This window comes from Microbacterium sp. GXF0217 (genome assembly GCF_054798195.1).
This window is the reverse complement of record NZ_JBSJZG010000009.1, coordinates 19,810-35,011: the sequence shown is the minus strand read 5'-3', so window position 1 is coordinate 35,011 and position 15,202 is coordinate 19,810. Positions and strand designations below refer to the sequence as shown.

At 69.3% G+C, this 15,202-nt stretch carries 12 protein-coding genes; 9 read left to right on the top strand and 3 right to left on the bottom strand.

The annotated features are described in order from the left end of the window. Positions 1–95 precede the first annotated feature (95 nt). Entirely contained in the window at positions 96–1,433 is a 1,338-nt protein-coding gene (aceA, locus tag ACWAT3_RS15935; protein ID WP_460799994.1) for an isocitrate lyase, read from the bottom strand. Positions 1,434–1,571: 138 nt separating this feature from the next. Between aceA and ACWAT3_RS15930 the strand changes: the two genes are divergently transcribed. Next, entirely contained in the window at positions 1,572–3,032 is a 1,461-nt protein-coding gene (locus tag ACWAT3_RS15930; protein WP_460799992.1) for a helix-turn-helix domain-containing protein, read from the top strand. Between the two features lie 35 nt (positions 3,033–3,067). Next, complete coding sequence (locus tag ACWAT3_RS15925; RefSeq protein ID WP_460799990.1) at positions 3,068–3,901, top strand: hypothetical protein; 834 nt, start codon at positions 3,068–3,070, stop codon at positions 3,899–3,901. 26 nt (positions 3,902–3,927) lie between these two features. On the opposite strand, the gene ACWAT3_RS15920 is transcribed toward ACWAT3_RS15925, so the two are convergent. Next, complete coding sequence (locus ACWAT3_RS15920) at positions 3,928–5,022, bottom strand: LacI family DNA-binding transcriptional regulator (protein ID WP_460799988.1); 1,095 nt, start codon at positions 5,020–5,022, stop codon at positions 3,928–3,930. 192 nt (positions 5,023–5,214) lie between these two features. Between ACWAT3_RS15920 and ACWAT3_RS15915 the strand changes: the two genes are divergently transcribed. The 6 genes from ACWAT3_RS15915 to ACWAT3_RS15890 all read left to right on the top strand — a co-directional run bounded on the left by ACWAT3_RS15915 (position 5,215) and on the right by ACWAT3_RS15890 (position 12,028). After that, a complete protein-coding gene (locus tag ACWAT3_RS15915; protein ID WP_460799986.1) occupies positions 5,215–7,113 on the top strand; it encodes a DUF2264 domain-containing protein in 1,899 nt (632 codons plus the stop codon). Between the two features lie 76 nt (positions 7,114–7,189). Then, positions 7,190–8,470, top strand: coding sequence for an ABC transporter substrate-binding protein (locus tag ACWAT3_RS15910; protein ID WP_460799985.1), 1,281 nt, complete (start codon positions 7,190–7,192; stop codon positions 8,468–8,470). A gap of 60 nt (positions 8,471–8,530) precedes the next feature. Beyond that, positions 8,531–9,460, top strand: coding sequence for a carbohydrate ABC transporter permease (locus ACWAT3_RS15905; protein WP_460799983.1), 930 nt, complete (start codon positions 8,531–8,533; stop codon positions 9,458–9,460). After that, positions 9,457–10,377 (top strand): carbohydrate ABC transporter permease, encoded by a 921-nt coding sequence (locus ACWAT3_RS15900; protein ID WP_460799981.1) that lies wholly within the window; start codon positions 9,457–9,459, stop codon positions 10,375–10,377. The genes ACWAT3_RS15905 and ACWAT3_RS15900 overlap by 4 nt, the downstream gene beginning before the upstream one ends. A gap of 2 nt (positions 10,378–10,379) precedes the next feature. Continuing rightward, a complete protein-coding gene (locus tag ACWAT3_RS15895) occupies positions 10,380–11,048 on the top strand; it encodes a DUF624 domain-containing protein (protein WP_460799980.1) in 669 nt (222 codons plus the stop codon). Beyond that, positions 11,045–12,028 carry a hydroxyacid dehydrogenase gene (locus ACWAT3_RS15890; protein ID WP_460799979.1) on the top strand — a complete coding sequence of 328 codons (984 nt, stop codon included), beginning with the start codon at positions 11,045–11,047 and terminating at the stop codon, positions 12,026–12,028. The genes ACWAT3_RS15895 and ACWAT3_RS15890 overlap by 4 nt, the downstream gene beginning before the upstream one ends. A gap of 157 nt (positions 12,029–12,185) precedes the next feature. Here the strand turns inward: ACWAT3_RS15890 and ACWAT3_RS15885 are convergent, their stop codons facing one another. Then, positions 12,186–13,667 (bottom strand): PucR family transcriptional regulator, encoded by a 1,482-nt coding sequence (locus ACWAT3_RS15885; RefSeq protein WP_460799977.1) that lies wholly within the window; start codon positions 13,665–13,667, stop codon positions 12,186–12,188. Positions 13,668–13,768: 101 nt separating this feature from the next. On the opposite strand from ACWAT3_RS15885, the gene gabT reads away from it, so the two are divergent. Further along, positions 13,769–15,142: a 4-aminobutyrate--2-oxoglutarate transaminase gene (gene gabT / locus ACWAT3_RS15880; protein ID WP_460799975.1), complete on the top strand. Its 1,374-nt coding sequence runs from the start codon at positions 13,769–13,771 to the stop codon at positions 15,140–15,142. Positions 15,143–15,202 lie beyond the last annotated feature (60 nt).

Sequence of the window (15,202 nt, the reverse complement as noted above, 5' to 3'; positions counted from 1 at the left end):
GCGCCCGGAGGCTCAGGTCAGCGCGAAGCGGTGGTGTGGTCGTGTGAAGCCGGGAGGTGTTGCGGGAAGCGGGGCCCCGCGCCCGGAGGCTCAGGTCAGCGCGAAGCGGTGGCCTGAGTGGGCGTGGGGTGGAATTGCGCGGTCTCGGTGGAGCCGGCGAGGGCGAGCGTGGCGCTTTCGGGATTGAGCGCCGTCGAGATGACGTCGAAGTATCCGGTGCCGGCCTCGCGTTGATGCTTGGTGGCGGTGTACCCGGATGCCTCGGCGGCGAACTCGGTCTCCTGCAGATCGACGTACGCGCTCATGGCGCGTTCGGCGTATCCGCGGGCGAGGTCGAACATGGAGTGGTTCAGGGCGTGGAAGCCGGCGAGTGTGATGAACTGGAACTTGTATCCCAGCTCGGCCAGTTCCTGCTGGAACGTCGCGATCTCGGCATCCGAGAGGTGCCGGCGCCAGTTGAAGCTGGGGGAGCAGTTGTAGGCGAGCATCTTGCCGGGGAACTCGGCGTGGATCGCCTCGGCGAACGAGCGAGCCAGCGCGATGTCCGGCTCGCCGGTCTCGACCCACAGCAGGTCCGCGTACGGCGCGAAGGCGAGGCCGCGGCTGATGACCGATTCGATGCCGGCGCGGATTCGGTAGAACCCCTCCGACGTGCGCTCGCCGGTCGTGAACTGCTGGTCGCGCTCGTCGACGTCGCTGGTGAGCAGGTCGGCGGCGAGGGCATCCGTGCGGGCGATGATGACGGTCGGAACGCCCGCGACGTCAGCTGCGAGCCGCGCCGCATTCAGCGTCCGAATATGCTGCTGCGTCGGCACCAGCACCTTCCCGCCGAGATGTCCGCACTTCTTCTCGCTGGCCAGCTGGTCCTCCCAGTGGATGCCGGCCGCACCGGACTGGATCAGCGACTGCGCGAGTTCATACGCGTTCAGGGGCCCGCCGAACCCGGCCTCGGCATCTGCCACGATCGGGGCGAGCCAGTCCTGGGTGAGCTCTCCCTCGGCGTGCTCGAGCTGGTCCTGTCGCAGCAGCGCGTTGTTGATGCGGCGGACGACGGCCGGAACGGAGTTCGCCGGGTACAGCGACTGGTCGGGGTAGGTCTGACCGGCGAGGTTGCCGTCGGCGGCGACTTGCCAGCCGGAGAGGTAGATCGCCTTGAGACCGGCACGCACCTGCTGCACGGCCTGGCCACCGGTGTACGCACCGAGCGCCCGAACGTACTCCTCGGTGTGCAACAGGTTCCAGAGAGTCTCTGCTCCGCGGTGGGCGAGCGTGGACTCCTCGCGCACCGAGCCGCGGATGCGGATGACGTCGTCGGCACTGTACGTGCGCTCGATGCCGTCCCAGCGGGGGTCGGTGTCCCAGCTGTCCTGGAGCTCGGCCGCGGTCTGGACCTGGTCACCGGCTCGCAGTCCGGTCGGTGCGGTGTTCGTCATGATCTCTCTCCTGTTCGGCTCGCTGAGCCTGTCGAAGCTGGGGCGTGGCATCCACTCTGGGTGAAGATCTCGGATGTTGATGACCGATCTCGAGGAGAAATTCATGCGTATTTCTGTTTTCGTGACAGAATCAGCGCCATGATCCTCCGGCAGGCCCAGGAAACGGACGACGACACCGACGCCCTCACCATCGGGCGGCGCATCCGCCGGCTGCGCGCCTCCAGGGCGATGACCCTGGAGGCGCTCGCCGCGGCCGTCGATCGCGCGCCCAGCCAGCTGTCCATGATCGAGACCGGCAAGCGCGAGCCGAAGCTGACGCTGCTCCAGGCGATCGCCCGCGCACTGGGGACGAGCATCGACGCGCTGCTCGAGGGCGAGCCGCTCGACGAGCGCAGCGCGCTCGAGATCTCTCTGGAGCGCGCGATGAAGGGGCAGACGTTCCAGGCGCTCGGGATCGAGCCGTTCCGGATCGCCAAGAGCGTCCCGACGGATGCGCTGAAAGCACTGCTCGCCCTGCACGGCGAGATCGACCGGCTGCGCGACGAACGCGCGGCGACGCCGGAGGAGGCCCGCCGAGCGAACGTCGAGCTGCGCCACCTCATGCGGCGGCAGGACAACCATTTCGCGGAACTCGAGGCGAAGGCGTCAGAGATCCTCGCGGCGGTCGGCCACCCCGGCGGCCCGCTCACGCAGCGCACGGCCTCCGAGATCGCCGCCCACCTCGGATTCACGCTGCACTACGCATCCGACCTCCCGCAGACCACGCGCAGCGTCGCCGATCTCGCGAACGGGCGGTTGTACCTGTCTGCCCATGTGCAGGCGAAGGGCGACGCGCGCACGGCGGTGCTGCAGGCGCTGTCGAGCCGGATCCTCGGCCACGCCGAACCGCGCAGCTACGCCGAGTTCCTCCGGCAGCGCGTGGAGACCAACTACCTGACCGGAGCGCTGCTCGTCCCTGAGGCGCACGTCGTGCCCGCTCTGCAGGAGGCGAAAGCGCGCAGGGAGATCTCGATCGAGGACCTCAGGGATGCCTACTCGGTGTCTTACGAGACCGCGGCGCACCGGTTCACGAATCTGGCGACCAGGCACCTCGGCATCCCGGTGCACTTCCTCAAGGTGCACGAGTCCGGCACGATCACGAAGGCCTACGAGAACGACGACGTGAACTTCCCGACCGATCGGCTCGGGGCGATCGAGGGGCAGATGTGCTGCCGGCGGTGGACGAGCCGGGTGGTCTTCGACGAGGACGACCGGTTCAATCCGTACTACCAGTACACCGACACGGGCAACGGCACGTACTGGTGCACCGCCAGGGTGGAGGCCTCCAGCGAGGGTCTGCACTCAGTCAGCGTCGGCGTGCGCTTCGACGACACGAAGTGGTTCGTCGGGCGGGACACCGCCAACCGGGGCGTGTCGAAGCACTCCGTCGAGGTGTGCTGCCGGCGGGCGCCCGCCGAGCTCGAGGAACGCTGGCGGGAGCGGTCCTGGCCCAACGTGCGCACTCCGCGCACGCTGCTGGCGACGCTGCCGACCGGCGCGTTCCCCGGCGTCGACACGACCGACGTGTACGAGTTCCTCGAGTCGCACGCGCCTCGATAGCCTGACGGACGTCCGAGCTCGACGGAGGAGATGAGATGTCGAAGGACCCTGAGGCGCCGACGGACGCACACCTGTGGCGGACCGAACTGCGCTCACTCGTCGCGGGCGGCAACCTCGTCGCGCTCGTTCTCGCGATCATCCTCGGCGTGTGGGGCATGTTCGCCACGCTGTCGGATGCTTCGGGCGATGGCATCGGCGGCAACCTCGCGCTCGTCGCCCCCGGCCTGTACTCCGGCTGGTGCATGCTCGAGATGGCGTGGAAGCGCACGGCAGCCGTCGGTCCGCTTCTGCTGCGGACGCTCGCGGCGTGCTTCGTCGCTCCGGCGTTCGTCGCGATCCCGATCGGCCTCGTGCAGGCCATCGCCGTCGCGTTCCCCGGCGTGCGGCAGTTGATCGTCGAGTCGGCAGCGCAGAACGGCGACTTCCACTACTGGTGGGACGAGGGGATCGCCGCCCAGCTGTTCCTCGTGCCGCTGGCCGGCTACCTGATCGGCATGTGCATCCCGTTGGGCGTGGTCCTCATCATCGTGCTGCCCGTCATCTCGATCCGTGCACCGCACATCGCCGCGGAGGGCTCGCACCTCGAACGCGTCGGAGGGCGCGGTCGCCTGTCCGCGACGGCGTTCGTGTTCGTCGGTCTGGGCGCCACCACCCTCGGGATCGTCCTGTGGGCGTTCGGCGACGGCGGGAGCATCCTCGATTTCCCCGAGGGTGTCGCGCGATCGTTCGACGCGCTGTCTTACGGCGATCTGTCGATGGAGGTCTTCTGGCCGCTCGGGGTCATGCTCGTGGTGGCCGGCGTGCTCTGCATGATCTGCGGCTGCATACCGGTGCTCATCGCGCGGGGCCGCGGTTTCGCCGACCAGTAACGGCGTCAGCCGCCGACCGCGACGGGCTATGCGCGCGGGGCGGCCGTGCTGTCGCGGGCGATCAGCTGCGGGCTCAGCTGAACCCGGTGCACCGGGCGGTCCGGGCTGCCCATCCGGTGCAGCAGCAGATCGACCGCCGTGCGTCCGACAGAGGCACGCGGCGGGCTCACGGCGGTCAGCGCCGGCGTGAACAGCTGCGCGACCTCGTCGTCGTAGGCGATGATCGACAGGTCCTCGGGGACCGATATCCCGCGGTTGAGTGCGAGATCGACGACAGCCATCGCCTCGGGGTCCGAGTGCACGAGGAGCCCGGTGATGCCGGCATCCATCAGCGCGTCCAGTGCCGTGTTGACCTCCGCAGTGAAGTCAGGGCTCGATCGATCGGGCAGCACGGTCTCGACATTGCCGGTGGGCTCGAGCTGCAGATCGGTGACCGCCTGACGCCAGCCGGCCACGATCTTCCGCGAGGTCGGCGAGTTGCGCGAGAGCACCAGGCCCACCCGTCGGTGACCGAGCGACGCCAGGTGCCGCGCGGCGAGCATCGCACCCAGCGCGTGGTCCGTGGTCACCGATTCGACCGGTGCGCCGTCGGATGCGACCGCGTCGCGCTCGACGAGCACCGTCGGGATGCCGGATTCGTGCAGCCAGCGCGTGACGTCCCGCGCGTGCGGGGTGTCGGTGTTCGGTGCGACGATGAGGCCGGCGATGTCCTCGCTCGCGACGAGTCTCTCGAGGACGGGGCGCTCATCCTGCAGCTCGTACGAGGCGCCGCGCAGCAGCACCTTCAGTCCGCGCGAACGGGCCTCGGCCTCCATCCCGCGGACGACGCCCGGCCAGTAGTAGTTCAGTGAGGGGACGAGCACCGCGATCGTGCGGACTTCGGACTCGGTCGGCGTCGAAGGGGCAGCGGCCGCTGCCTTCGACGGCACCGCACCGCCGTGCACGCGGACGAGCACGCCCTCGCGCTCCATCTGGGCGAGGTCGCGGCGCAGAGTGACCGGTGTCACCCCGAGGTCGTCGACCAGCTGCGAGATGCGCACCGCGCCGTCGCGCGCGAGTGCGTCGAGCACCTGCTCGCGGCGCTTCGCCGCCAGCAGGACGTGCGCGGTGTCGTCGGTCATGCTTCCTCGCCTCTTCCCCGTTCTTTCTACCGTCATCGACGTCCCTCATGCGTCATTCCGGGTGTCGACATCTCTAATCGATCATAACCGAACATAACGAAACTGAAACTATCTTGTCCTGTTTGAAAAAGATTGCTAATCTCCGAAAGCGGTCAACCCGACCTGACTGCCCGCATTTCAAAGGAGAGATCCGTGCTCGACTGGACCCGCGACGACTGGCTCGCGTTCGCCGACCGCCTGCTCGCCGGTTCCCGTGTCTGGGCATCCGAGAACTTCGCCCGCATCACTCCGCCCGGCGCATCCGGCGGCTACGGGCGGGATGTCGATGGGCTCGAGGGGTTCGCCCGCACGTTCCTGCTCGCCGGCTTCCGGATCGCCGGCGCTCGCGGTGAGGGTGTCGATCAGCTCATCGCCGACTACTCGCGCGGCATCGCCGCCGGAGTCGACCCCGACGCCACCGACCGCTGGGTGCGTCTCGACGAGCACGCGCAGGCCAAGGTCGAAGCGGCGTCGATCGCGCTCATCCTCGACATGACCCGCCCGTGGATCTGGGACCGCCTCGACGCGCTCATCCAGCAGCGCTTGATCGACTACCTCGCGCCGGTGGTCGGCGACGACACCTATCCGCAGACCAATTGGGTGTGGTTCCGCATCGTGGTCCAGACGTTCCTGCGATCGGTCGGCGGACCCTGGTCCCGGACCGACATCGATGCGGACCTCGCCACGCACGACTCGTTCGTCCGCGAGGGCGGCTGGCTCGCGGACGGCGACGAGCGCTCGTACGACCACTACGTCGGCTGGGCGCTGCACCTCTACCCGATCCTCTGGTCGCGCATGCAGGGCGCGGCGGATCTCGCAGACGGTCGCACAGCGGCGGACGTCGCGCGCCTCGATTCCTACCTGCAGGATGCCGTGGCCCTCGTCGGCTCCGACGGCTCCCCGCTCGTGCAGGGACGCAGCCTCGTCTACCGGTTCGCCGCCGCCGCCCCGTTCTGGGCCGGCGTCTTCGCCGAGGTCCCCTCGGTTCCTGCCGGGCAGCTGCGCCGCGCGGCATCCGGCATCGTGTCGCACTTCGCCGATCACGGCGTCCCGAACGACGACGACCTGCTCGACCTCGGCTGGCACGGCGAATGGCGTCGCCTCGCGCAGAACTACTCCGGCACCGGCTCGCCCTACTGGGCCGCCAAGGGGATGCTGGGGATCGCGCTTCCCGCCGACCACCCCGTCTGGGCGGCCGACTCCGTGCCGCTGCCCGTGGAAACGGGTGACGTGCTCCGCGTCGTCGAGAGCCCCGGCTGGATCATCGCGGCCACGCGGGACGACGGCATCGTGCGGGTCATCAATCACGGTGCCGACCACGCGAACGCCGGTGACCTGGTCGGCGACTCGCCGCTGTACGCGCGGATCGGCTATTCCACGGCGGCGAGCCCGCTGCTGAACGGCGACGCGTGGCAGGAGCCGCTCGAGCAGTCCGTCGCACTCATCCACGCCGACGGTCGTGCCGCGCACCGCGCTGGCATGCAGCTGCGCGTCGTCCGTCACGACGGCGATGCCGCGCTCGCCGGGTCCACCGCACGCGCGCACTGGATCGCGCCGGCCGCCGACCAGGTGCGTCACGGCTCGGGCATCACGGGAGACATCGCCCTCGCCGGCACCGTCACGACCCTCTCCCTGGTGCGCGGCGCCTGGGAGGTGCGCCTCGTGCGCATCGACGCCCTCGAGCAGGGAGCTGAGCCCGCGGCCCTGCGCATCGGCGGGTGGGCGATCGCTGCGGATGCCGTGGCCATGACTGCGGCGGGCGCCACCGCGAGCGCCGCGGCGAACGGTCGCGTCAGCGAGATCGTCGCTCTCAGCCCCGGCGGAACGGCGAGCGTCGAGGAGCGCTTCGAGGCGAGCCCGCTCGGCCCGGTCGCCGGCGTCCCGGTGATCGCGTACGAACCCGCCGTCGGCGTCTGGATCGTCACCGCCGTCCGCCTCGCGGCCGGCACGTCGTCCACCGAGCCGCCGGCCGTGAACTGGGACGGCGATGCCGTCTCGGTCGCGTGGCCCGACGGCATCCGCACGACCACGGACCTGGCCGACCTGGACTGACAGACCACCGGACGCCGAGCGTCCGGAGACCCCGACCCATCACTGGGCCATCGCAATCGCAAAGGAGCAGCACCCCATGAACCGCAGGATCCTCGCCGCCGGCAGCATCGCAGCTGTCGCGGCTCTCACACTGGCCGGTTGCAGCAGCGACTCCGGCGAACCCGCCGACCCCGATGCGCCGGTCACACTGAGCGTATCGGCCTGGAGCGTCGACACGACGCCGGAGTTCCAGCTGCTCGCCGAGGAGTTCGAGAAGACCCACGACAACGTGAAGGTCGAGCTCAAGGAGTACGACCCGGCCGAGTACAACACGCTGGTCACCGCCGACCTCGCCGCCGGTTCCGGCCCGGACATCATCACCCAGAAGGAGGTCAAGTACGTCACCACCTTCCAGGAGGGCGGCCAGCTGCTCGACGTCTCCGACGTGGCGCTGCCGGACGGCATCGGGGGAGCGAGCTCCTATGAGGTCGACGGCACGGCCTACGCGGTTCCCTACCGCCAGGACTCCTGGGTGCTGTTCTACAACAAGGCGCTCTTCGACGCCGCCGGCGTCGAGTACCCGGACGGCTCGTGGACGTGGGACGACTACGCGACGGCCGCCGAGGCACTGACGACGGATGCCGCCAAGGGCGCCTACCTGCACAACTGGCAGTCCACGGTGCAGGGCTTCGCGAACGCGCAGACCGGCACCGACATCCTCGAGGGGGACTTCAGCAACCTCAAGGACTACTACGACCGCACGCTCGCGCTGCAGGATGCCGGTGCGCAGGTCGATTTCAACACCGCCAAGGCCAACCAGCTGACGTACCAGGGCGAGTTCGGCACGCAGAAGGCCGCCATGCTGCTGATGGGCACGTGGTACACCGCGACGCTCATCGCCCAGCAGGCCTCCGGTGAGGCGGGCGACTTCGAGTGGGGCATCGCTCCGGTTCCGCAGCTCGACGAGTCGACCGCGGGCACCGACAACACCCCGGTGACGTTCGGCGACCCGACCGGCTTCGGCATCAACGCCAACATCGATTCGGCCAAGACCGACGCCGCCAAGGCGTTCCTGGAGTTCGCCGCATCCGAGGATGCCGCGAACCTCCTCGCCGGCATCGGCATCACGCCCGCGCTGACGAGCGACGCGATCGCCGAGAAGTACTTCGCCGTCGAGGGCGCGCCGACCGACGAGCTGTCCACGTTCGCGTGGTCGACGCACGAGACGCTGCCCGAGAACCCGACCTCGAGCAAGACCGCCGCGATCCAGGGCATCCTCGCTGACCTGCACACGGCCGTCATGTCCGGAGCCGAGCCGGTCGACTCCGCGATCGCGACCGCCGAAGAGCGCGCGAAGAACGAAGTCGGACTCGACTGATCCATCGGGGGCGGCCTGCGGCCGCCCCCGACACCTCCCCGCTTCCCCACAGGAGACGACATGACCACGACAGATGCCCCCGAGGCGCCGACGACGACGCCGGCGCGGCGACGCCGCTCGGCGCTGCGCCGCCGCAACGCGCTGATCGGCTGGAGCTTCATCCTGCCGAACTTCGCCGGGTTCGGGTTCCTGACCCTGCTGCCCGTGCTGATCCTCTTCTACATGGCCTTCACGAACTGGAACGTGTTCGGCAAGGCCGACTGGGTGGGGATCGCCAACTTCCAGCGCCTGCTGGGCGACGGCAGCTTCCACATCGCGTTCTGGAACACGATCTATTACTCGGTCCTGCACATCCCGCTGACCATCGTCGTCTCGCTCGGGCTGGCCCTGCTGCTGAACAACAAGCTGCGCGGCGTGGCGTTCTTCCGCACCGCGGCGTTCTTCCCGTACATCACATCGATCGTCGCGATCGCGGTGGTCTGGAACCTGCTGTTCAGCCCCGACTACGGCCCCATCAACGAGATCCTCCGCGCCATCGGCATCCAGAACCCGCCGGGGTGGCTGACCTCGCCGGAGTGGGCGATGCCCGCCGTGGTGATCGTGTCGACGTGGCGCGACATGGGCTATTACATGATCCTGTTCCTCGCCGGTCTCCAGACGGTTCCCCGCGAACTGCACGAGGCGGCCCGCGTCGACGGTGCGAGCGTGTGGCAGCGATTCGTGAACGTCACCCTGCCGTGCCTGCGGCCGACGATGTTCTTCGTCACCGTCATGCTCACGATCAACTCCTTCAAGATCTTCGACCTGATCCTCGTCATGACCGACGGCGGACCCGGCCAGGCGACCCTGGTGCTGTCGCAGTTCATCTACAAGAAGGGCTTCGAGGAATCGCAGTTCGGCTACGCGTCCGCCGCGGCCGTCGCGCTGTTCTTCCTCTGCATCCTGGTCACGATCGGCCAGTTCCTGTGGAACAAGAAGCGGAGCGCATGATGACTCAGACCGAACTCCTGGTCACCGGGCGCCGCCCGCTGCGCAAGCTGACCGATCCCGCGCCGCGCAGCCCCCGCGTCGGCGCCTCGTCCACCCGGCGCCGGGTGGGCCGCGTCCTCGGATACGTCGCGCTCGCCGTCTTCGCCGTCGGCCTGCTCATGCCGTTTTTCTGGATGCTGATGAGCTCCCTGAAGACGGCGAACGAGGTGTTCTCGGTTCCCGTGGTGTGGATCCCCGAGACCTTCGTCTGGCAGAACTACATCGACATCTGGACCAAGTCCGACATGCTCACCTGGATCCGCAACACGCTGGTCCTGGCGGTGTCCGTGACCTTCCTCCAGGTGCTGACCGGCTCCTTCGCGGCCTACGGGTTCGCGCGCATGCGCTTCGCCGGTCGCGACATCCTGTTCCTCATCTACGTGGGAACGATCGCCGTGCCGTGGCAGTCGTACATGATCCCGCAGTTCATCCTGCTGTCGAATCTCAAGGTCTCGAACACGCTGTGGGCGATCATCCTGCTCCAGGCGTTCGGCGCCTTCGGCGTGTTCCTCATGAAGCAGTACTACGAGACGATCCCCGAGGAGCTCAGCGAGGCCGCACGCCTCGACGGGCTCAGCGAGTACGGCATCTGGCGCCGCATCATGCTGCCGTTGTCTGTCCCGGCACTGGCGAGCCTGTCGCTGCTGACCTTTGTCAACACCTGGAACGACTACCTCGGGCCGCTCATCTATCTGCGCAACCCGGATCTGTGGACCATTCAGCTCGGACTCAAGAGCTTCGTGAGCAACCTCTTCGACACCAACTACGCGCTGCTGTTCGCTGGTCTGACGATCTCGGTCATCCCGATCGCGATCATCTTCCTGCTCGGGCAGAAGTACTTCGTCGAGGGCATCGCCACCAGTGGAATGAAGGGCTGAGCATGAAGCGCGTCTCGCACAGCACCTGGGCGACGATCCTCGGGGTCGTCTACCTGGGGCTCGCCGTGAACTTCCTCGTGCTCGTGGCCGCGGCACCCCTCGTCGTGCTGCTGATGACCACCGACCCTGCGCACTCCTGGCCGCTTCTCGCACTGGCCGCTCCGCTCGCCGCCCCCGCGCTGACCGGCGCGTTCACGGCATTCCGTGAGAACGCCGCCGGCGAAACGCAGGTGGTTCGCGCGTTCTGGCGCGGCTGGAAGGCGACGTGGCGCAAGGCGATGCTGCTCGGTCTCGCCGGCACCGCGCTCACCGTCATCCTGCTCGTCGACGTCCGCGCCGTCGCCGACACCCCGGCATCCGTCGTCGTCGTGCCGGTGCTCGGCATCCTGACGCTGGTGACGCTGGCGACGGGCCTCGTGGGGCTCGGCGCGCTCGCCGAAGTGCCGGCGGCGCGGATGCGCGATGCGTTCACGGCGGCGCTGTACCTCGGCATCCGTCGCTGGTATCTGACGGCGCTGTCCTTCGCGGTGCTCGGCGTGCAGGCGGCGCTCTTCACGACCATGCCTGCCATCGCGATCGGGCTGACCGCGGCGCCGGCGCTGTACGTCGTCTGGGCGAACAGTCGGTACACGCTGCGCCCCGTGCTCGAGGTCGAGGAGGTGCGGGCGTGAGCGCCGTCGTGCGCACGGCCATGAGCGCCGACGTCTTCGATCTGCTGTTCGACGAACCGCGGATGCAGCGGCTGAGGTCGCTGAGCTCGGCGGCGTCGTTGCGGTTCGACGACGGTCCGATCGAGGACACCGAGATCCTGCTCTCCTCCTGGGGAGCGCCGCAGCTCGATGCGGAGATGCTGGCACGGATGCCCCGGCTGCGTGCCGTCGTCCATGCTGCGGGGAGCGTGCAGGATCTCGTCTCGGACGAGCTCTGGGACCGTGGGATCGTCGTCACCTCCGCGGCCGACGCCAATGCGGTGCCTGTCGCCGAGTTCGCGGTCGCGTCGATCGTGCTCGCGTTCAAGCGCGCCTTCGTGCACGTCCGCAATCAGGAGCGGGAATCGTTCGCGTGGGCGGATCTCGTGACCTCCGCGGCGTACGGCAGCGCTGGTCGCACGGTCGGCGTCGTCGGGTTCTCGCGGATCGGACGCCGCGTGGTGCAGATGCTGCGTCAGATGGACGACGTCACGGTGATCGTGGCCGACCCCGTCGTCGATGCTTCGGCCGTCGCCGAGGCGGGGGCGCAGCTGGTCGCGCTGCCCGAGCTGCTGCACCGGGCGGATGTGCTGTCGCTGCACGCACCGGCTCTCCCGGAGACCCGGCACATGATCGGCGCCGTCGAACTCGCGGCGCTGCGCGACGGGGCGACGGTGATCAACACGGCCCGCGGAATGCTGATCGACCATGACGCGCTGTACGAGGCGTGCGCATCCGGCCGCATCGACGCGGTGCTCGACGTGACCGACCCCGATCCGCTGCCGGTGGACGCACCGCTGCGGCACCTGCCGAACGTCGCTTTGACGCCGCACATCGCCGGATCCATGGGCACCGATGTGCGCCGACTCGCCGACGCCGCCCTCGACGACGTCGAAGCGCTGCTGGTCGGTGCGCCGCTCTCCGGGGCGATCACCCGACGGGACATGCAGGTCAGCGCGTAGGTGTTTCACGCGCGCGGCCGCCCGTGCGCGCCGCGGTTCCGCCGGGTGAGGCGTCCTTTGCGGCGTGAGACTTGCGCGCCCTGCTCACGTCTCACCCCGCAGAGTACGTCTCACCCGGCAGAGTACGTCTCACCCGGCCGCCGTCCCGCGGCCTCGGTCAGCTCGCGGTCTGCAGCGCCGCCCACAGCTCCGCCCTGGCCGGGAATGTCGACAGGTCGACGCCGAGCAGCGCGGACGCCTGCGTGATCCGGGCCCGCAGGGTGTGGCGATGGATGCCGAGGGCGACCGCCGCCTGTTCGAACCGCGCGTCGTGCTGGAGCCACACGCGCAGGGCCTCCTCCAGTCCGTCGTGCGTGCGCAGCGGTGCGAGGCGCGATTCGGCGACCAGCCGCGCCTCGTCCGTCGCGAACGCGGTGAGGATGCTCGACGCGACCGTGTCCGCGTACCGCATCGCGCCGGTGCCGCCGTGCCGCTGCGCCGCCAGCGCCTGCGCATGCGCGCGCGAGAACGACGCGTAGCCGTCCGGCTCGGAGACGCCGAGGCGGATGCCGAACCGTTCGGCGATCTCGTCGAACACGCCGGCGTCCTCCGCGGAGACGCACATCACGACGCCGTCCTCCGTCGATGCGCCGAACAGGGCCGTTCCGGCATCCGTCCGCGTCCGCTCCCACCACTCCTCGAGCGCGTCGGCTGGTGCGTCTGCATCCGCCACGGCGACGACGATCGGTGCATGCGGGAGCGATCCGAGCACGCGCCGCGCGAGCGTGGGGTCGTCCAGCATCAGCGACGCGAGCACCTGAGCGTGCAACCGCCGTCTGCGGCGCGCGAACTGCTCGTTCTGCTCGAGCGCGAGACCGGCCATCGCGATCACGGAGGTCACCACGGCGCGGGCCTCGGCATCCAGCGACGCCGTAGCGATCGCGATGACGCCGCGCAGATGGCCGCTGCGGCCGAGCGTGAAGAGCGTGTACGACTCGGCGCCCAGTGACAGGGACTGACCGGCCTGGCCCCCGCGGGCGATGAGGTCCGTCGCCCTGGAGGCGAGGGCCTCGGCATCCGCCGTCGCGAGACTGCCCTGCGGATACTCGTGCACGAGAACGCCGGCGGCGTCGAACATCCCGGTCCAGCGCTCCAGGCGCCTGGCGAGCTCGGTCAGCGTCGCGAACAGGCCGCGCGGACGCAGCGCCGCGACGGCCAGAGCGCGCTGGGTGTCCAGCGCCCACGTCCGACGGGCGTAGGCCTGCGCGGCGATCGCCTCGGAGTGCGCACGGGCCACGGCGATGAACGGGGTGTCGTAGGGCACCTCGAACAGCGGCATCCGCAGATCGGCGCACGCCGCGATCAGCTCATCCGGGATGCCGGAGCGGTGCACGTCGGTGCCGAACCCGAGCCCGACGACGCCGCGCTCGTGCAGACGACGAACGTAGGCGTGCACGTCCTCTGCCGTGTCGAACTGCGATCCGGTCGTGAGCAGTGCGAGCTCGTCGGCGAGGAACGGGGTCGGATCGGCGAGGTCAGAGGAATGCACCCAGCGCAGCGGCAGCTCCAGGGCGCCGTCGTGCAGCATCCTCTCGTCCGAGATCAGACGCAGACCGAGGTCGTCGCGGCGCAGGAGTGCTCGCAACGTCGGCTGATCCATGTCGCGTCCTTCGGAACTCTTGTACGTATGGGCGAACTCCTCGAACAGATTGTACATTCGGGCGAGTGCGCGCGGTGTGCGCACCGGCCTACGCTCGCCGCATGGCACTTCTCGAGACCGCACCCGTTGCCCCTCCTCTCGGCGGGCCCGAACTCCCGCAGGAGCGTCGGCTCGCCACTGAGCTGCCCGGGCCGAAGTCGGCTGCGATCCTCGCGCGCAAAGCGGATGCCGTGTCCGCCGGCATCAGCCACACGATCCCGGTGGCCGCCGTCGCCGCGGGTGGGGGAGTCGTCGTCGACGTCGACGGCAACTCCCTCATCGACCTGGGCAGCGGCATCGCGGTGACCACGGTCGGCAACGCGCATCCGAAGATCGCCGCTGCGGTCGCGGCGCAGGCCGCGCAGTTCACGCACACCTGCTTCATGATCTCGCCGTACGAGTCGTACATCGAGGTCGCCGAGGCTCTGAACCGGCTGACCCCTGGCGGCTTCGCGAAGAAGACCGCGCTGTTCAATTCGGGCGCCGAAGCGGTCGAGAACGCGATCAAGATCGCCCGCAAGCACACCGGTCGCCAGGCCGTCGTCGCCTTCGACCACGGCTACCACGGCCGCACCAACCTGACCATGGCTCTGACGGCGAAGTCCATGCCGTACAAGAGCGGCTTCGGCCCCTTCGCCCCCGAGGTCTACCGCGCCGCCGCGTCGTACCCGTTCCGCGACGGACTCTCGGGCGCCGAGGCGGCAGCCCGCGCCATCCGGCAGCTCGAGAAGCAGATCGGCGCCGACAACCTCGCAGCCGTCATCATCGAGCCGATCCAGGGCGAGGGCGGATTCATCGTCCCCGCAGACGGCTTCCTGCCGGCGATCGTCGACTGGTGCCGCGCGAACGGCGTCGTCTTCATCGCCGACGAGGTGCAGACCGGCTTCGCGCGCACCGGAGCGATGTTCGCGAGCGAGCTGTTCGGCATCGAACCGGACATGATCACGACCGCCAAGGGCATCGCCGGCGGCCTTCCGCTCGCGGCCGTCACCGGCCGCGCCGAGATCATGGATGCCTCGCACGCCGGCGGTCTGGGCGGCACGTACGGCGGCAACCCGATCGCCTGCGCCGCAGCGCTCGCCGCGATCGATGTCTTCGAGAACGACGGCGTCATCGAGCGCGCCCGTGAGATCGGAGTGCTCCTCACCAGCCGCCTCACCGCGATCCAGCAGAGCGACGCGCGCATCGGCGACGTCCGCGGCCACGGGGCGATGATCGCCGCCGAGTTCGTGGATCCGCAGACCGGTGCTCCGGATGCCGCGCTCACCGCCGCCGTGGCGAAGGGCGCGATCGCGCAGGGGGTCATCGTGCTCACGTGCGGCACCTACGGCAACGTCATCCGATTCCTGCCGCCGCTCTCGATCGGCGACGACCTGCTGAACGAGGGCCTCGACATCATCGCCGAGGTGCTGGCCGCCAACGCACCGGCCTCCTAGAACGTCCGGTCGCGGCTCGGATCGGGGGATTTCGAGTCGCGGCCGGCGACTGCCTGCACG